General features: G+C 48.1%; 21 protein-coding genes and 1 riboswitch. Of the genes, 16 read left to right on the top strand and 5 right to left on the bottom strand.

What is annotated here, in order from left to right:
- Window positions 1-143 precede the first annotated feature (143 nt).
- Entirely contained in the window at window positions 144-1,007 is an 864-nt protein-coding gene (locus QWY22_RS15840; RefSeq protein ID WP_436836764.1) for an ABC transporter permease subunit, read from the top strand.
- Window positions 1,008-2,018, top strand: coding sequence for an ABC transporter permease (locus tag QWY22_RS15835; protein WP_300981783.1), 1,011 nt, complete (start codon window positions 1,008-1,010; stop codon window positions 2,016-2,018).
- Between the two features lie 46 nt (window positions 2,019-2,064).
- Here the strand turns inward: QWY22_RS15835 and pdxK are convergent, their stop codons facing one another.
- Both pdxK and QWY22_RS15825 read right to left on the bottom strand, forming a co-directional pair.
- On the bottom strand, window positions 2,065-2,898 hold the full coding sequence (gene pdxK / locus QWY22_RS15830) for a pyridoxine/pyridoxal/pyridoxamine kinase (RefSeq protein WP_300981782.1): 834 nt from the start codon (window positions 2,896-2,898) through the stop codon (window positions 2,065-2,067).
- Between the two features lie 60 nt (window positions 2,899-2,958).
- Window positions 2,959-3,213 carry a hypothetical protein gene (locus QWY22_RS15825; protein ID WP_300981781.1) on the bottom strand — a complete coding sequence of 85 codons (255 nt, stop codon included), beginning with the start codon at window positions 3,211-3,213 and terminating at the stop codon, window positions 2,959-2,961.
- A 71-nt stretch (window positions 3,214-3,284) separates the two neighbouring features.
- Here QWY22_RS15825 and QWY22_RS15820 point away from each other — a divergent pair, with 71 nt between their 5' ends.
- From QWY22_RS15820 to QWY22_RS15805, 4 genes are read left to right on the top strand one after another with little or no spacing between them, the layout of a single operon-like run.
- Entirely contained in the window at window positions 3,285-4,004 is a 720-nt protein-coding gene (locus QWY22_RS15820; protein ID WP_300981780.1) for a DUF4230 domain-containing protein, read from the top strand.
- A 12-nt stretch (window positions 4,005-4,016) separates the two neighbouring features.
- The gene (locus QWY22_RS15815) at window positions 4,017-4,691 is read left to right on the top strand and encodes a uracil-DNA glycosylase (protein ID WP_300981779.1); all 675 of its coding nucleotides are present in this window, start codon (window positions 4,017-4,019) and stop codon (window positions 4,689-4,691) included.
- A gap of 58 nt (window positions 4,692-4,749) precedes the next feature.
- Window positions 4,750-5,007 carry a YwdI family protein gene (locus QWY22_RS15810; RefSeq protein WP_300981778.1) on the top strand — a complete coding sequence of 86 codons (258 nt, stop codon included), beginning with the start codon at window positions 4,750-4,752 and terminating at the stop codon, window positions 5,005-5,007.
- An 18-nt stretch (window positions 5,008-5,025) separates the two neighbouring features.
- Window positions 5,026-5,403: a DUF423 domain-containing protein gene (locus QWY22_RS15805; RefSeq protein WP_300981777.1), complete on the top strand. Its 378-nt coding sequence runs from the start codon at window positions 5,026-5,028 to the stop codon at window positions 5,401-5,403.
- 65 nt (window positions 5,404-5,468) lie between these two features.
- Here the strand turns inward: QWY22_RS15805 and QWY22_RS15800 are convergent, their stop codons facing one another.
- Both QWY22_RS15800 and hemQ read right to left on the bottom strand, forming a co-directional pair.
- Window positions 5,469-6,485: a beta-carotene 15,15'-monooxygenase gene (locus tag QWY22_RS15800; RefSeq protein WP_300981775.1), complete on the bottom strand. Its 1,017-nt coding sequence runs from the start codon at window positions 6,483-6,485 to the stop codon at window positions 5,469-5,471.
- A 340-nt stretch (window positions 6,486-6,825) separates the two neighbouring features.
- Window positions 6,826-7,575 (bottom strand): hydrogen peroxide-dependent heme synthase, encoded by a 750-nt coding sequence (gene hemQ / locus QWY22_RS15795; RefSeq protein ID WP_300981774.1) that lies wholly within the window; start codon window positions 7,573-7,575, stop codon window positions 6,826-6,828.
- A gap of 173 nt (window positions 7,576-7,748) precedes the next feature.
- Here hemQ and lipL point away from each other — a divergent pair, with 173 nt between their 5' ends.
- From lipL to QWY22_RS15780, 3 genes are read left to right on the top strand one after another with little or no spacing between them, the layout of a single operon-like run.
- Window positions 7,749-8,567 (top strand): octanoyl-[GcvH]:protein N-octanoyltransferase, encoded by an 819-nt coding sequence (gene lipL, locus QWY22_RS15790; RefSeq protein ID WP_300981773.1) that lies wholly within the window; start codon window positions 7,749-7,751, stop codon window positions 8,565-8,567.
- A gap of 58 nt (window positions 8,568-8,625) precedes the next feature.
- Window positions 8,626-9,930: an HD domain-containing protein gene (locus QWY22_RS15785; RefSeq protein WP_036802930.1), complete on the top strand. Its 1,305-nt coding sequence runs from the start codon at window positions 8,626-8,628 to the stop codon at window positions 9,928-9,930.
- Window positions 9,931-10,440, top strand: coding sequence for a YwgA family protein (locus tag QWY22_RS15780; protein ID WP_300981772.1), 510 nt, complete (start codon window positions 9,931-9,933; stop codon window positions 10,438-10,440).
- 28 nt (window positions 10,441-10,468) lie between these two features.
- Here QWY22_RS15780 and thmT read toward each other — a convergent pair whose 3' ends face one another.
- A complete protein-coding gene (gene thmT / locus QWY22_RS15775; RefSeq protein ID WP_036802926.1) occupies window positions 10,469-10,657 on the bottom strand; it encodes a 2-hydroxymuconate tautomerase in 189 nt (62 codons plus the stop codon).
- A gap of 121 nt (window positions 10,658-10,778) precedes the next feature.
- On the opposite strand from thmT, the gene QWY22_RS15770 reads away from it, so the two are divergent.
- From QWY22_RS15770 to QWY22_RS15740, 7 genes are all read left to right on the top strand, one after another.
- Window positions 10,779-11,294: a YwhD family protein gene (locus QWY22_RS15770; RefSeq protein ID WP_074511640.1), complete on the top strand. Its 516-nt coding sequence runs from the start codon at window positions 10,779-10,781 to the stop codon at window positions 11,292-11,294.
- 458 nt (window positions 11,295-11,752) lie between these two features.
- On the top strand, window positions 11,753-12,586 hold the full coding sequence (gene speE / locus QWY22_RS15765) for a spermidine synthase (RefSeq protein ID WP_036802922.1): 834 nt from the start codon (window positions 11,753-11,755) through the stop codon (window positions 12,584-12,586).
- Between the two features lies 1 nt (window position 12,587).
- Complete coding sequence (speB, locus tag QWY22_RS15760) at window positions 12,588-13,460, top strand: agmatinase (protein ID WP_036802920.1); 873 nt, start codon at window positions 12,588-12,590, stop codon at window positions 13,458-13,460.
- Between the two features lie 543 nt (window positions 13,461-14,003).
- Entirely contained in the window at window positions 14,004-14,501 is a 498-nt protein-coding gene (locus QWY22_RS15755) for an antibiotic biosynthesis monooxygenase family protein (protein ID WP_036809666.1), read from the top strand.
- A gap of 153 nt (window positions 14,502-14,654) precedes the next feature.
- Window positions 14,655-15,065: a YwiB family protein gene (locus QWY22_RS15750; RefSeq protein ID WP_036809668.1), complete on the top strand. Its 411-nt coding sequence runs from the start codon at window positions 14,655-14,657 to the stop codon at window positions 15,063-15,065.
- Window positions 15,062-16,723, top strand: coding sequence for an arginine--tRNA ligase (argS, locus tag QWY22_RS15745; protein WP_300981771.1), 1,662 nt, complete (start codon window positions 15,062-15,064; stop codon window positions 16,721-16,723). The genes QWY22_RS15750 and argS overlap by 4 nt, the downstream gene beginning before the upstream one ends.
- Before the next feature lie 41 nt (window positions 16,724-16,764).
- A riboswitch (cobalamin riboswitch) is annotated at window positions 16,765-16,951 on the top strand.
- A 117-nt stretch (window positions 16,952-17,068) separates the two neighbouring features.
- Complete coding sequence (locus tag QWY22_RS15740) at window positions 17,069-18,043, top strand: ABC transporter substrate-binding protein (protein ID WP_300981770.1); 975 nt, start codon at window positions 17,069-17,071, stop codon at window positions 18,041-18,043.
- Window positions 18,044-18,068 lie beyond the last annotated feature (25 nt).

Genomic DNA, 18,068 nt, shown 5'->3' with positions numbered 1-18,068 from the left:
GTTCACTCCTCCGGCAGTCCGTATTCTATTAGTATAGGGAATTTTATAGAAGAATGCGATTAGGTTGCTTTACGGAAACCGAAATAATGCTATTATATGGAAGAAAGAATTTTTTGATAATTCAAGGTAGAGGAATGAAGACGGTGAATTTATTGATCAGATTTGTTTTTTCAATAGCAGGGATTGTGCTCATCAGCGGGTTGCCGGAATTGGTGAAAGGCTTGCTCGCCGGAGAGCTGCAGCTTAAGGGATATGCGGCTTCCATCCAGTCCGTTTTAAGCAATATATGGCCGATTCAGGATTTCGCGGTATTCAATATACGGACGCAGCGCGATATCTTGCTGTTTCCAACCATTGCGGAATACATAAGCTATTCGCTTCAAATTTTATTTTTGGCTTTTGCAGCAGCTGTTTTTTTCGCGATGCTGTTTACAGTCGTGACGATGCTGTTGCCGGAACCGGCTCGTGAACGGATTAAAAGCGTGCTGTATATTTTGGAGTCGGTTCCGGATCTGCTGGTCATTATGCTGGCACAACTCGGGGTTATCCTGATTTATCAGCAGACAGACGTCTTGATTTCAAAAATCGCGGTTGTCGGAGGGGACCGGATTTACTGGCTGCCGATTCTTTGTTTAATGCTGTTGCCGGCAATCCAATTATACCGGCTGAGCATGTTGACCTTCCAGGAGGAAGAGCGCCAAATGTATGTGGAGCTGGCCCGTTCGCTCGGATTTTCTAAAGCTTTCATTGTCTTGGTCCACATGTTCCGAAACGCTGTCATCAGCGTCTTTTTCCAATCGAAAAAAACCTTATGGTTCATGCTGTCGAATTTGTTTGTGCTGGAACTGATGTTCAATATGCCAGGCATCATGCTCTTTATGAAAGACAATATCTCACCGGAAGTTTTTCTGGTAGCAGTGTTCAGTTTTTTTATCCCAATGTTCCTTGTTTACAGCCTAGGAGAATGGTTCTTTCTCCGGCATTACCGCGGAAAGGAAGTGGGGTAAATGTGGAAACGCCCTTATTTCATCCTCGGCTTTGGCATTCTGGCATTTTTCCTTGTTGGCAGTTTTGTTTATGAAGGCTTGTATGGCAATGTGCCCAAGCAAACTTTATTTATTACAGAAAACGGCAGGGCAACCGAAAGCCCGCCACTTTCGCCGCAATGGGGCCATCCTCTTGGGACGGACCAGTACGGCTATGATTTATTCGGAAAACTGATGTTGGGGGCCAAGTACACCATTCTCTCCGCTCTGGCAATTGCCGCACTGCGGATGCTGATAGCGGTGCCGCTTGGCTATCTGCTGGGAACTTATTTGCAGCGCCAGCGCACCTGGATCAGCGGGCTGGCCGATTCGCTGCATTACGTTCCATTGACGCTTTTCGCCTCATTTGTCCTGTACTCAGTGCTTTGGATGCCGGCAGAAGGCTTTACGACCGGAATGTGGGAACGCATCGGCATCCAGATTGTCTTGATGGCGCTCTTGACCGTCCCGATTGTTGCGGTGCTGGTCAGCAATGAAGCAGCACTCTTAAGCCGCCAGGAATACATACTGGCTTCAAAAGTGCTGGGAGCCGGACGGTGGCGCATCATCCGCAAGCATATGTATCCGCAAATGAGAGAGAAGCTGGCTGTTTTGTACGGCCAGCAAGTGATCGAAACGTTTATCATCTTGGCGCATTTGAGCTTGTTTGACTTATTCCTCGGCGGCACCAAAGTGAGCTACGACCCGATGTTCGGCGATCCGCCGATGTCCATTTCCTATGAATGGGCAGGTTTGTTCGGCTCGACGTTCCGCTACTTGCAAGGTGCGCCTTGGCTGCCTTTGTTCCCGGTCCTGTTTATCGCATTGTCGATTCTTGCCGTGTCACTGATGCTGGAAGGGTATTTGCAATCCAAAAACCCGAAAGTGAAAAAGAAACGGAAAACGGCGGCTGCAGAAGACAAGGTCGTGGAATGGAACCGTGAACAGCTGCGGGAGCAGATGGTGAGATTGAAGGAAAAAGAACTGCTTTAAGAAAAAGGGAAACCCTCACGGATTGTGAGGGTTTTGTTTTGGGATATTAAACTTCTGTCACTTGGACTTCAGGCTTTTCAAACTGATTCGCCGCTCCGTGCATGACTGGGCCAACATATTCATTCAGCTTCCAGCCGTGCTGGATGGCAGCGGAAACGAAAGTTTTGGCATTCAGCACTGCATCGCTCACTGATTGGCCGTTTGCCAGGTTAGCTGTAATAGCTGCCGCAAATGTGCAGCCGGCACCATGGTTATAAGTCGTGTCGGTTTTTTCAGCGGTCAACAGGTAATGCGTTTTGCCGTCATATAAAAGATCAGCCGCTTTTTCATGCTGCAATTGCTTGCCGCCTTTAATGACAACGTACTGCGCGCCGTGTGCATGGATTTTTTCGGCCGCCGCTTTCAAATCATCTACTGTGCGAAGTGTGCCAAGGCCGGAAAGCTGCCCGGCTTCCACCAAATTAGGCGTTACGACTTTCGCGACTGGCAGCAAATGCTTGATCATCGCGTCGACGTTTTCAGGGAACAGCACTTCGTCTTCGCCTTTGCATGCCATAACCGGGTCAATGACGACATCTTCCAAACCGGATTTTTGGATGGCTTTGCCGGCCATTTCGATAATTTCGACAGTCGGCAACATGCCCGTTTTCAGCGCATCCACACCCGTAGAGAAAGCCGTCTGCAATTGTGCGTGAAGCGTTTCAACCGGAATCGGATGGATGCCGTGGCTCCAGCCGTTTTCAGGGTCCATTGTGACGATGACGGTTAAGGCGTTCATCCCGTAAGTCCCATGTTCCTGGAACGTTTTCAAATCTGCTTGTATGCCAGCTCCGCCGGATGTATCTGATCCAGCGATCGTTAAGGTTTTTTTCAATGTCATCGCTAAAACTCCTTTTGATAGTTTATATGCATCACTTTATTTTAACAAAAATCGGAACATTTACAATGAATCAATCTTCTGCGGGAACAAGAGAACCGCGGCGGTTAAAGTGCTCAAAGCAAAAAACAGCAGCACAACCAAAGCCAGTATCCAATTGCCGCTTAGGAAAAGACCGATGGCCAGGAAAAATGTTAATATGGAAACAGCCAGCACCACCATCAGCAAACATCCCATGCCAAGCCGCTTGGCGGTTTCTGGTGCACTGGAGCCTTTAGTTGAAGAAATCGTTTTTATTTTTTCGCGAAAGTCCGCCATCAGCATCTCCCCTTTGTTCCATCCTATCACGGGGCAATGCTGAAATGAAATAGAAGAAAGAGGGTTTACCTGTGGCAAAAGATCCGAAGTTGACAGAAATTGAACGCTTATTAAATGAAGTAAAAGGGAAAGAAGATACAAAAGAATCGGGGTTTTGGAAAACCTTGAAATTGATGATGGGTGTGTTTCGCAATTCTTTCCTCGCACTGATTGTGGTGTTGTTATTGCTGCTCGTGGCGCTGCCGCTCGGCACGTTCTGGATGATTAAAGGCAGTACGGCGACAGAAAGTAAAGGGGTCTTCCTCGAACAGATTCGGGATTTAAATCAATTGACGACGGCGGAAGCTTATTCGAAAGTGGTCATCAAACGTGAGGACAATAAAGTGTTCGGCCAGGAAATCGGCCTTGACTTGCCGGGAACGAAACGCCAATTGCTTGTCGTTATTCCGGGATCCGTCAAAGCAGGCATTGATTTGTCCAAAGTGACAGAAGAAGACATCGAACTGGACGAAAGTGCTAAAACTGCCACGCTGACGTTGCCAAAAGCTGACTTTTTAGGCGGGCCGGAACTCTTTATGGACCAAGTGGAAGTTTATTCTTATGAGGGTCTGCTTCGGAGGGATGCCGATATTTCCGAAGCGTTTGACTTGGCAGAAGAAGCACAAGAGACGATGCTTAAGGAAATGGAAGGGCAAGGTTTACTGGAACAGGCAGAAGAAAACGGAGCCCGTTCCGTCCAACAAATGTTTAACCTCGTAGATTACGATGTAAAAGTCGAATTCAAAGAATAAGGAGCGATGTGCATGCCGAAGGAAATTTTTCAAAATGACTGGCAGGAAATCATTGGAGAAGAATTCAATAAACCCTACTATTTGAAACTGCGCGAGTTTTTAAAAGAGCAATACGCCAATGAAACGGTATATCCGGCAAAAGAAAATATCTGGAATGCATTCAAGCATACCCCTTACAGCGAAGTGAAAGTCGTTATTTTAGGCCAAGATCCCTACCACGGCCCGGGGCAGGCGCACGGACTCAGTTTTTCCGTTCAGCCAGGCGTCACGCACCCACCGAGCCTCCGCAATATGTTCAAGGAATTGAAAGAAGATATTGGCTGTGAAAAACCGAAAGACGGCACTTTGACGAAATGGGCGGATCAAGGCGTGCTGATGCTCAACACGGTGCTAACCGTTAGAGCAGGCGAAGCCAATTCCCATCGCAATCAAGGCTGGGAAACATTCACCGATGAAGTGATCCGCAAATTGTCAGAACGCGAAGAGCCAGTCATTTTTGTGCTATGGGGCCGGCCGGCGCAAAAGAAAAAGCCGCTTATTGATTTGGAGCGCCATTCGATCATAGAAGCTGCTCATCCGAGTCCGCTGAGCGCCAGCCGCGGCTTTTTCGGCAGCAAGCCGTATTCAAAAGTGAACGAACTGTTACAGGCACGCGGAGAAGAGCCGATTGATTTCTGTTTGGACTGACGCTCGGCTCCAAGCGTGCTAAAATAGGGAAGAATGTAAACGGAAAGGGGGATTTTTCATGGCAATCGATGCACAGCGCATTTTGCGTGAAATCGAAAAGCATACTGCACAGGCGCGTAAAGGCAATCCGGCAAAAGTGCGCGAGTCGATCGCAGCGATTCGGGCATTGTGTGATCTTTTATTGGAAGATGACCAATCGCCGATGGATGCACCGCGTGCCATTCCGCCCGCCTCCCCTCAGGTACAGCCCATTTCTTCTGCCAGCAAATTGCGGGAAGAAGACGGCGCAAACGGTGATTCACTGTTTGAATTTTAATCGGAAAGAGGAATAGAAATGAAGTTTTTCTTGATAGCTGGAGCCATTAACGCATTATTATCAGTCGCTTTCGGCGCTTTCGGTGCACATATGCTTGAAGGGCGCGTTGCAGATAAATATTTGGATACGTGGCAAACTGCTGTCCAGTACCAGATGTTCCATGCCGTTGGACTCATCGTAGTGGGGATTTTGATGAGCTCTTCGTTGATTGGCACGCTTGGATCTTTATCTTGGGCCGGCTATTTAATGCTTGCCGGGATCATTGTTTTCTCCGGAAGCCTGTACGTATTAAGTTTGACCGGCATCTCAATTTTGGGCGCCATCACGCCGATCGGCGGCGTAGCCTTTATCGCCGGCTGGATCATGTTGATCGTGGCAGCTTCAAAAGCTCTATAAAAATATGAAAGGCCTTCGCTGCGGCGAAGGCCTTTTTTTATTTCCCGGGAAATAGGGAGATTTTATTATTGTTCAAGCAGGGCTTTCAGTTTGGCAGGATCATCGACAGTCAGGGCAATTCGGGAAACCTGTTTTGTGCGGCCGAAGAAGAGGACCGCTTCTTGTGGTTCTTTGAATTCGAGAATGACTTGCGGTTCTGGTTCCACAAAGTCCTGGGCGATGAAGGTGAGCGTTTCTTTGTCTGCTGCTCCGCCCCACTGAATGGCTTTAATTGCCTCAAGCGGAACTTCCATCCGCTTGCTCAGCCCAAGCGAAACATACAGTTTGCCGTTGCTTATTTTCAAGGGGTTCAAGCGCATTGCCTGGATTTCGCCGAGGAAATAGACGACCGAATAGACATTCAGAATCAGCAGGACAACGGACAGCACGAGCGATTTATCGTGCAGCCACCAGTGGATGCCGATAGTTTCGATGACGATTGCATGGATCAGCATAATGTAAAAAGCGATGGCGCTTGAATTTTTATGGAGCGAAATCAGATGGGGGCCTTCAGGCGCTTCTTTTTTCCAGGAGCAGAACGCGTAATAGAAGATAAGTGATTCGGATAAAATGACGGTGATGAGCGGATTTGGTTTGATTCGCGCGTAAGCGGTCGGCAGCAAAGCAAACAACGGGCTTTCCGGCTGGCTTCTAATTGTACGGACAATGGCCGGAACATGGTACAGAAGCAAACCGAGAAAAGCGATTTCGGCGAATAAAACCAGGGCTTCCAAGCCGATGCCTATGTAGAACAAAGCAGTGAACGGTTCAAAATAAAGGGAAGGTATGATGAAGCGGGCAAGCACAAAGCCTCCGGCAATCAGTGCGAGAAAATGTTTAAGTGATAAACGGAACGCAGCGAGCATTAATAGCGGCGTGACAAAAGCGAAGTCAACAAGCGAACCGGCGACCACCCAGAAAGTGTCTTCCGGAATCACCAGTGAGGAAAGCGGCGAGCGGTACAACAGAAAATTGCTGGTCAGTACGAGCAGAAGCAGAGCAAGAGCCCATTTAGCAAAGTTTGTCTGGCGCATCACGAACATACAAACACCCCATTTTTCTTTTATTATATCGTGTAAAGGAAGGGTGCTTAAAAGGAGGATGTGTCAGAATTTTGAAAACATAGGGGTGAGGTGCGGAAAAGCAGCAGCGAGGTGCAGTCAAGGGGAGTTGAGGTGCGGAATTATCGCTTTGAGGTGCGTTTACTACTTAAAAAGTCAGCAAGCGGCCGAAGTTTTACGTCGAGGACAGTAAAACACGAACGCGGACAGTATTTCAAACATCCCGGACAGTATTTGTCCTTAAGCGGACAGTAAACGCACCGTCTCAAGAACTAAACCGGCCCACAAACGAAAAAAACCGCCCGAGGGCGGTTTTTGCAACTTACACTTCCAGGAATTTCGCTGTGCGTTCTGCGTTCAGGCGTGTGCCGACGTAGAAAGAACCGAATTCTGCATAGCGTGCGCTGACTTCATCAAAGCGCATTTCGTAGATCAATTTCTTGAATTGGAGAACGTCGTCTGCGAACAAAGTAACGCCCCATTCGTAGTCGTCAAAGCCGACAGAACCGGAAATGATCTGTTTTACTTTGCCGGCATAGCTGCGGCCGATTTTCCCGTGGGACAGCATCAATTCTTTGCGTGTGTCCATTGGCAGCATGTACCAGTTGTCATCGCCTTCGCGCCGTTTGTCCATCGGGTAGAAGCAGATGTACTGCGAACGCTGAAGTTCAGGATACAGTCGCGCGCGGACATGCGGGTTCTGGTATGGATCTTCGTCTGATTTTCCAGCCAGGTAGTTGGAAAGTTCGACAACCGATACATACGAATAGGTCGGAACTGTATAAGCGATCAATGTCAGCTTATTGTATTCCGTTTCAAGTTCACGCAGTTCGTCCATCGTTTCGCGAAGTAACATCAACATCAAGTCGGCTTTTTGGCCAACGATTGAATACAATGCGTGTGCACCTGTTTTATTTTCATCAGCTTGGTTCACTTTGTCCATAAATGCCTGGAATTCGTCGATCGCGAATTGGCGTTCTTCATCCGTCAGCATTTTCCACGATACCCAGTCCATGGACCGGAAATCATGCAGCACGTACCAGCCGTCTAATGTAATTGCAGCTTCATTCATTATTCAAACACTCCTTTGATCTGAATCTCACAGAATCAGTTTATCACATTGGCCATGCAAGTTCCTGCAAAACAAATGGCTGTCACCAATTTGCCACCGCTGCCGCGCCTTTTCAGGGGAGCGGGAGTCGGGTAAACTAAAGGTACGCAAAATGCCCGTGAGGAGAAGTGAACATGACTTTATTTACACAACAACCAACTTGGCGTTTCTGGGACCAGTCCTTGAGCGCAAAAAACCGTTCTGCCCTGGAATCGTTTGCGGCGGATGATACGCTTTGCGAACTGGTCGGGTCCGGCAAAAGTCCGGCCACGGTAAGGACGTGGGTCCATGATGATACGGTCGTGCTCGGCATCCAGGACCACCGTTTGCCGCATGTCGGAGCGGGTATGGAATATCTACAGTCACAAGGATACCACCCGATTGTGCGGAATTCCGGCGGCCTCGCTGTCGTGCTGGACGCCGGGGTGCTGAACATTTCCTTGGTGGTGTCAGAAAAAGAAAGTGCCATCGACATTCCAGCCGGCTACGACATGATGCTGGAGCTGGTACAGGCCCTGTTCCCGGAAGCACCGATTGATGCCTATGAAATCGTCGGCTCTTATTGCCCTGGATCCTACGATTTAAGCATCGGCGGGAAAAAATTCGCCGGCATTTCCCAGCGCCGCATCCGCAAAGGCATTGCAGTTCAGGTGTACCTGTGCGTCGAGGGCTCCGGCGCGGAACGGGCGGAATTGATCCGCAATTTCTACGAAAAAGGAATCGGCGGAGAAGAAACGAAATTTGCCTATCCAGAAATAAAACCGCAAGTGATGGCGTCGCTCAGCGAATTGCTCGGCAAAGAAATCACCGTCCAGGAAGTTGTGCTGAATTTGTACGAATTGATCGGCGCACCGATTCCGCAGCCGCTCACCGCCGAGGAGACGGAGCTTTACGCTTTTTACCTTAACCGCGTCGTTGAACGCAACCAGAAAATGCTTCCGGGGACCTCTTGAATGAGAGGTTCCGGAAGGTGTAGAATACTTGTTACGCAGAAAAAATGGAGGTGCGCCTGTGAGCTATGCAACACAAAAACTAGCTGAAGAAAAAGTTTTCAAAGATCCGGTTCACCGATACATACACGTGCGCGACCAAGTGATTTGGGACCTGGTAAATTCCCGTGAATTCCAGCGTCTTCGGCGCATCAAGCAGCTTGGCACCTCCTATTTGGTATTCCACGGAGCCGAACACAGCCGCTTTAGCCATTCGCTGGGGGTTTACGAAATCGTCCGAAGAATTTCAGACGATATTTTTCATGGCCGTCCGGAATGGGATGAAGACGAACGGCTCGTCGTGTTATGCGCTGCGCTTCTTCACGATTTAGGCCATGGCCCTTTTTCGCATTCGTTCGAAAAAGTGTTCCATGTCGATCATGAGGAATTTACCCGGGAAATCTTGCTTGGCGACACAGAGGTCAATCAAATCCTCTTGAAAGTCGGCGAGGAGTTTCCAAAGAAAGTGGCAGAAGTCATTGCCAAAACCTATGCCAACAAGCAGGTTGTTTCCTTAATATCGAGCCAGATTGACGCGGACCGCATGGATTACCTGCAGCGGGATGCTTACTATACCGGGGTTTCGTACGGGCATTTTGACATGGAGCGGATTCTCCGCGTCATGCGCCCGGTGGACGACCAGGTGGTCATCAAATCCAGCGGCATGCACGCCGTCGAAGATTACATCATGAGCCGCTACCAGATGTACTGGCAAGTGTATTTCCATCCAGTTGCCCGGAGCGCGGAAGTAATTTTGCGGAAAATCTTGCAGCGGGCCAAGGAGCTGAGTGAAAACGGCTATAAATTCAAACAGCCGCCCACACATTTTATGGCGTTTTTCGACCGCTCGTTCACGTTGAAGGATTATTTGGCGCTTGATGAAGGCGTCTTGATGACGTATTTCCAGCTGTGGATGACGGAACGCGATCCGATTCTGTCGGATTTGAGCGACCGCTTTGTCAATCGCCGGCTGTTCCAATACGTCGATTTTGATCCCGGCAAAGACTACCGGAAACTTGGGGAACTGGCCCAGCTGTTCCGGGAAGCGGGCATCGATCCGGAATATTATTTGATCGACGACTCGACGTCCGATTTGCCGTACGATTTCTATCGCCCCGGCGAGGAAGAAGAACGTTTGCCGATCCATTTGCTGATGCCTTCAGGGGAAATCAAAGAATTGTCCCGGCAGTCGCAAATCGTGGATGCGATCTCAGGCAAACGAAGAACCGATTACAAATTGTATTTCCCCGCGGAATTATTAATAGATGGCAAAAAGAAAGCATCCAAACAAAAGATATTGGAATTGCTTAGAAAAGGAGGGGTCTAGTTGCTGCAGGAACACGCAAAAATCGTGGATTTTATTGCCACGGCAGACGGGATTACCGGACGAAAGAAATTGCAGAAGATGATTTTTATTTTAAAGAAGATGGGTGTGCCGTTTCAGGAGAAATACGAATTCCACATCTACGGCCCGTATTCGGAAGAATTGACCGCCCGCATTGAAGAATTGTGCGATATGGGGTTTTTATCCGAGGAGCTCGAAGACAAAGGATCGTATGTCCGCTATAAATACAATGTGACCCAGGAAGGGAAAGACTTTCGCGGCACCTTGAAAGAATCGGTGATTGACAACCCGCAAATCGCTGCAAAGCTGAATGAAAAAAGCAGCCGCTTTTTGGAGTTGACGTCGACGCTTTTGTACTTCGACCATTTGGAGCGCACGGAACAAATCGAGAAACTGCATGTCGTCAAAGCGAAGCTGCATTTCACGGCAGAAGAAATTGAAGAGGCGTTCGGTTTTATTGACGAATTGAGCCAAATGAAAAAACTCCCATGATGGGAGTTTTTGTTTACAAAAGGATGTTTTATTGGATATCCGAGAAAAGTTTTCCTTTAACGCCGTAATCGGTTTTTTTCATATCTTCGATAAAGACCGTGACGTTTTCGATCGGTGCTCCAGTTGTTTCGGAAACAACGGCACTGACTTTTTCAACTAAAGCGCGTTTTTGATCTTCTGTGCGCCCTTCGAGCATTTTGACAGTTACGTATGGCATAATAGGTACAGCTCCTTTTTTAAATTAGGCTTGGTTAGAATTGATTGCGGAATATCCTTAACAATAAATACAAGCCTTGATGAAGATATCTCAATCATATCAGAACGGAGGGAATGTACACATGGCTAATGAAGAAAAACCAAAACAAAAAGTAGGATTCACCATTATAAAAAACGACCCGACAGACGGCCACAAAGGCTACGGCATCGGCTCCTTATCGCTTGAAAACGTATCCCCGCTTTTCATTGACATCGAAGAGCAGTCGGCATTTATCGACATCGGTGCCATGCATGCACGCAGCCAAGTCGAAAAGGGCATCAAGTTTACGACGAACCGCGAAGATTCAGCGGGCGGCAAACCGTATTGGCTGATTTGGATCACCATCGATTTCAATCCGGCCGGCCCTTATTATGCCGGTGTAACGGCTTGCGAAATGGTCGTGAACCGGGAAAAACGGCGTGGCTACAAAATTTTGGCGGAGCATGTCAACTTGATGGACAAATCGATGAAACGCAAAATTATCGTTGACCACATGGACGATTCTTCAAAGCAGGTACTGGCGGAATACTTGAAAAGCCATAATGCTGAAATGTGGGAACGCAGTGAACCGAAGCTTCGTCAAGAGCTAACTGTATAAAAAAACCAATTTAATGTACGAATTGTGACATTTTGGATTGCTTCTGTTCGGCGGTTGAAGTCGGCCAATAAACGCAGTAAACTATAGTTACAGCTTTTAAATAGAAAGCTAGGACACCTGTGAAGCGGACAAGTGCCGTGAGCCATTGCGACAAACCCAAGCCCAATGCCTCATGTCTCTTTCTCCGTGCCATCAGGCTTAAAAAGGTTTTCTGTGAAGAGATGCATTCTCTCTGCAGAAAACCTTTTTATTTTGCGCATATTGGCAAGCGCAGTGGGTAAAGAGGACTGTGCAAAGAGAAACTCAATCAGGGGGGCCTTGCCTCCCTGATTGTTAGTTGATCCAGTCGGGCTTTTACGGACCGTATAAAGTGGGACAAAAACTTATTGCACTTTTGTTGAAAAGAATTATACTTTTTTAAGTAGTTTTAATTTGACTGAAAAGGAGTTTGATTATAGATGGCAGGAATTTGGTACACAGAAAAACAAACCGAGAACTTCGGGATTACGATGAAAATCAATAAAACGCTTCACACCGAACAAACGGATTTCCAATACTTGGAGATGGCAGAAACGGCTGAATGGGGCAATATGCTATTCCTTGACGGCATGGTCATGACGTCTGAAAAAGACGAATTCGTTTATCACGAAATGGTGGCGCACGTTCCATTGTTCACCCATCCAAACCCGGAGAACGTTCTGGTTGTCGGGGGCGGCGACGGCGGGGTTATCCGTGAAGTGCTCAAGCACCCATCTGTTAAAAAAGCGACGCTTGTCGACATTGACGGCAAAGTGATCGAGTACTCGAAAAAATTCTTGCCTTCAATCGCGTCGGGTCTTGAAGATTCACGCGTTGACGTAATCGTAGGTGACGGCTTCATGCACATCGCAGAATCCGAAAATAAATACGACGTCATCATGGTGGATTCCACTGAACCGGTTGGCCCGGCAGTGAACTTGTTCACAAAAGGCTTCTATGCAGGAATTTCAAAAGCCTTGAAAGAAGACGGCATTTTTGTTGCGCAGTCGGACAACCCATGGTTCAAAGCCGATTTGATCGAGCAAGTGCAAAAAGACGTGAAGGAAATCTTCCCGATCACAAAATTGTACTTGGCGAACATCCCGACTTACCCATCAGGCCTTTGGGCATTCACGATCGGTTCGAAAAAATACAACCCGCTGGAAGTGCCGGCTGAACGTTTCCACGATATCGAAACGAAGTACTACACAAAAGAATTGCACAACGCGGCATTCGTATTGCCGAAATTCGTGAAAGATCTGGCAGGCGAATAAGATGCGCTTTGACGAAACGTATTCAGGAAAAGTATTTATCAAAAGCCACCCGAACTACGAAGAATCGAAAGCGGTCCTTTACGGCATGCCGATGGACTGGACTGTCAGCTATCGTCCAGGCTCCCGTTTCGGCCCGAATAAAATCCGTGAAGTGTCGATCGGTTTGGAAGAATACAGCCCGTATCTTGACCGCGAACTGGAAGATGTGAAATTTTTCGACGCAGGCGACATTCCATTGCCGTTCGGCAACCCGGAAAAATCGCTGCTTGAAATCGAGACCTATGTCCACACGCTTTTAGCGGACAATAAAATTCCGATGGGCATGGGCGGCGAGCACTTGGTGTCTCTGCCGGTCATGAAAGCTGTTGCGAGCAAATACGACGATTTGGCGATTATCCATTTTGATGCGCATACCGATCTTCGCGAAAACTACGAAGGCGAAGAATATTCGCATTCCACGCCGATCCGCAAAATCGCGGACCATATCGGACCGACAAATGTCTACTCGTTCGGCATCCGTTCCGGCATGAAAGAAGAATTCCAATGGGCAAAAGAAAACGGCATGCACATCTCGAAATTCGAAGTGCTGGAGCCGTTGAAGGAAATTCTGCCAACGCTCCAAGGCCGCAACGTCTATGTCACAATCGATATGGACGTATTGGACCCTGCGCATGCGCCAGGCACCGGAACAGTCGACGCAGGCGGCATCACATCACGCGAACTATTGGCATCGATCCATGCCATTGCAGCGTCCGGCGTGAACGTTGTCGGATTTGATCTTGTAGAACTGGCACCGGTCTATGACCATTCCGACCAGACAGCTAACACAGCAAGCAAACTCATCCGAGAAATGATTCTTGGGTGGGTTAAATAAGAAAAGTGGAAGCACCTGTCCAGTCCCGATAAGCGCTGGAGGACTTACAGTAAATGGCGTCCTTTGCCATTTGCAGGAAGGCCGAAGCGACTCGAGGGACTAGGTGCTGGAGCTGGACAATAAGAAAAGTGGAGGAGGCTGGTCAGCTCCGACCGGCGTAAGACGATTTGGCGAAGCGGCATGTTTTCAGCCGCACAGCCGAAGTGGCTTACGACCCAAGGAGCTAGCCACCGAAGCTGGACAATAAGAAATGTGGAAGCACCTTATGCGTCCGCTAATAATCAGACCGGCCTGGAATTTTCCAGGCCGGTTTTTTGCAGTGAAAAAGCTTAGTTGATCATAAAAGGGTTCTAGTTGCTCGTAAAATCCTGAAAGTTGCTCATTGGAATATGAAAGTCGCTCGTAAAGCCGATCTGGTCGCTCATAAAATTGCCACGGCTACTCATAAGCCAACAAAAAGCTGCCACAAACCTCCCAAAATAGAATCTTTCATTGAAAAACGGTAAGATAAAAAAGACGATTAATCTGGAAGAGGTGCTGACAATGGAATTGTATAAATGGACAGGCCAGCGCGACCAAGGGGTAGCGCTTCTCGCAGCGACGCCAAATGCGCGGCTGATTTATTTGGTGGACGGCGAAGAATCGACTGTACTTTTTGAATCCGAAGGCGGAGCGGCTCCGCAAGGATTTGAAGCATACCAAGTATTGAATGCAGTCGGCGACATCAACGACGGCTTTTACGCAGTATTCAACAACATTCCGGTGACAGAAGAAGGACGCGAACTGTTTGAGTCGCGCTTTCAAAACAGAGCGGGCATGGTGGAAAAAGAACCGGGATTCGCAGCGATCCGTGTCTTGCGTCCCGTCAATTCGGATACTTACATCATCCTGACCTTATGGAAAGACGAAAAATCGTTTACCGATTGGCAAGAGTCGCAGGCTTATAATCATGCACATGCGAAACGCGGAACTTCAGAAGGCATTGACAAAAAGCCGAACATTTTCCCGCGCCCTTCATTTGTCAAAACCTATATTCGATGATCCGCAGCAGCAGATCGGAGAAGCAGCGATTGAAAACCACTCACCCGAGTGGTTTTTTATGTCATGACGGTAAATCCGACGGGCAAACGTGATTGAAATAGAACATCAAATCGGGCTATAATGGAAAGGCTATTACATAAAGGAGGCGGCGGCATGCAAAAAGCAGTGAAAATTAAGCTCACGACAATCATCCGCCAGCCGGACGTGGAAGATCAGCAGATGGAATTGTGGTCGCAGGGAACGCTGACGGTGAAAAATAACCGGCGCTACTTGCAATACGAAGAACAGTTGGAAGAACTGTCGATTCGGACCACGGTGAAAATCAGCGAAAACGAAGCAGTCATCATGAGAAGCGGCGGCCTGCAGATGCGGCTACCGTTTTTATTACATAAAGAGCAAACGGGAAACTTAACGAATGAGCAAGGTTCCTTTATGCTGACGACAAAAGCTCATGAGCTGTCGATCAGCGATACACGCTTTAAAGTCCGGTACGACTTGGCGATGGGGTCCGCTCATGTCGGAGAATACGAAATGGAAATTCAATTTTTGGAGGGAAACCAATGAATGCAGTAGAAAAAGTGCAGCACGACATTAAAATGGCCATCAGCGAAGCGGTTCAAAAAGCGGAGCTATCGCCGGAACCGATTGAAGTTCACCTGGAGTCGCCTAAAGACAAAGCGAACGGCGATTACGCCACCAATATTGCCATGCAATTGACGCGTGTGGCGAAAAAAGCACCGCGTGTGATTGCGGAAGCGATTGTTGGAAACATTGACAAAGATTCGGCGAACATTGAAACCGTCGACATCGCAGGGCCTGGCTTCATCAACATCACCATCAAAAAAGACTACTTATTGGATGTTGTAAAAACAGTACTGGAGCAAAAAGAAGATTACGGTCGCACCAATTCAGGCGGCGGCGAACGCATCCAAGTGGAATTCGTTTCGGCTAACCCGACAGGCGACTTGCACCTTGGCCATGCCCGCGGTTCATCCGTCGGCGATTCGCTGTGCAACCTATTGGACCTTGCCGGATACGACGTATCGCGTGAATACTACATCAACGATGCCGGAAACCAGATTAACAATTTGGCGTTGTCCATCGAAGCCCGTTATTTCGAAGCGCTTGGCGAAGAATTGAACATGCCGGAAGACGGCTACCGCGGTCAGGACATCAAAGACATCGCTGGAGAACTTGTGAAAGAGCACGGCGATAAATTCGTTCATATGACAAAAGAAGAACGTTTCGATGCATTCCGCAAGCACGGCTTGAAAGTGGAACTTGCGAAGCTGCAGAAAGACTTGGCGGATTTCCGTGTTGAGTTTGACGTCTGGTTCTCTGAAACTTCTTTGTACGAAAAAGGCGAAATTGACGTTGCATTGAATAAGCTTCGCGAAAACGGCCATATTTTTGAAGAAGACGGCGCTACTTGGTTCCGTTCGACAACATTTGGCGACGACAAAGACCGCGTTTTGATCAAAAATGACGGTTCGTACACTTACCTGTTGCCGGACATTGCCTACCATGAAGACAAACTATCCCGCGGCTTTGATAAATTGATTAATATTTGGGGGGCTGACCACCACGGCTATATTCCGCGTATGAAAGCGGCAATTGAAGCGCTTGGCTATGACCGCGATACGCTAGAAGTCAGCATCATCCAAATGGTCCAATTGTACAAAGACGGCGAGAAAATGAAGATGAGCAAACGTACCGGCAAAGCGGTAACAATGCGTGAATTGGTTGAGTTGGTCGGCCTTGATGCAGTCCGTTATTTCTTCGCGATGCGTTCAGGCGATACACATATGGACTTTGATTTGGATCTTGCGGTATCGCAGTCCAACGAAAACCCGGTTTACTATTCACAATATGCACATGCCCGCATCTGCTCGATCTTGCGTCAGGGAGAAGAACAGGGGCTGACCCCATCAACAGATCACCTGGAGTTATTGACTTCTGAAAAAGAAATCGATGTCTTGAAGAAAATCGGCGATTTCCCGCAAGTGGTGGCAGATGCTGCAAAACAGCGTGCGCCCCACCGCATCACAACTTATATCCATGAATTGGCGGCGCATTTCCATAGCTTCTATAACGCCAATAAAGTCCTGGATGCGTCCAATGCTGAACTGACAGGCGCGCGCCTTGCTTTGATTACAGGCGTTAAAACCACTTTGGCAAATGCCTTAAGAGTTGTCGGTGTTTCTGCTCCCGACAAAATGTAAGATGCACCAATAAATTTGGTGTATAATATGATTAATTAACTGAATACTTTATTCATAAAGGTGCTTATGTCTAAGAACATGAGTTAAAAGGGAAGCCGGTTCGATTCCGGCGCGGTCCCGCCACTGTAAGTGAGAGCAAACTGCAAACGGCCACTGAAGCAACGCTTTGGGAAGGTGCAGTTCGCCATGAACACGAGCCAGGAGACCTGCCTTTATGACAACGCCCATTAAGCCTGCGAGGACCGGCTTGGATGCACACGCTTTTTATGTCGTCCTTTTAGACCTCCCGCAGCATTGCGAGAGGTCTTTTCTTTTTTTACAACTACACAATTGGAGGAATACATCATGAAGAAGTACTGGAAGTTTGGGGCAAGTGCAGGATTGGCGGCTATGCTGCTCGCTGGATGCGGAGGGCAAGATGCACCGACAGGAGAAAATGAAGAAACCCCGGTGGATACGCCGAAAGAAGTGACAGAAGCAGAATTTCCGGTGACCATGAAGGATGCAACGGGAGAAGAAGTTGTCATCGAAGCGGAACCGGAAGCCGTCGTGTCGATGGTGCCATCCAATACAGAAATCGTATATGAACTCGGCTTGGGCGAAAAGATTGTTGGCGTATCCGATTTTGACAATTATCCGGAAGAAGCGGCGAGTGTTGAGAAAATCGGTGGACAGGAATTCAATGTTGAAAAAATCATCAGCCTGCAGCCAGACTTGGTGTTGGCCCATGAAAGCGGCCTAGGTGTCGGTGAAGCAGGAATTCAGCAACTGCGTGATGCGGGCCTTGCGGTCTACGTGGTTTCAGAGGCGCAAAGTTTCGATGAAGTATATGAAACAATGACCGTCATTGGACAGGCAACCGGTACCATGAAAGAAGCAGATGCCCTTGTGTCGGAAATGGAAGCCCAAGTGGATGAAATCGAAGAACAGGCAAATACGATTACAGAACCGAAAAAAGTATTCGTCGAAGTGGGAAGCAGCCCGGAAATTTATACAACCGGCAGCGGCACATTCATGGACGAGATGCTGGATATCCTAAACGCTGAAAATGCGGCCGGGGAATTAGAAGGCTGGGTCAGCATGGACCCGGAAGCCATTGTTGAGAAAAATCCCGACGTGATCATTTCGACAGAAGGTGCTTATGTGCCGGATGCAGTAGAAAAAATCAAAACCCGCAACGGTTTTGCAGAAGTGGCTGCCGTTAAAGAAGATGCGGTATACAACGTGGATTCTGATAAAGTCACTCGTTCCGGCCCGAGATTGACAGAAGGCTTGATGGAAATGGCACAAGCGATTTACCCGGAGGTTTTCAGTGAATAAAAACAGCCTTGCGTACATCGTCTCT

The sequence above is a fragment of the Planococcus liqunii genome (assembly GCF_030413595.1).
Taxonomy (GTDB): Bacteria; Bacillota; Bacilli; order Bacillales_A; family Planococcaceae; genus Planococcus; species Planococcus liqunii.
The sequence above is the reverse complement of the archived record's forward strand: the minus strand, read 5'-3'. Positions and strand labels throughout refer to the sequence as shown.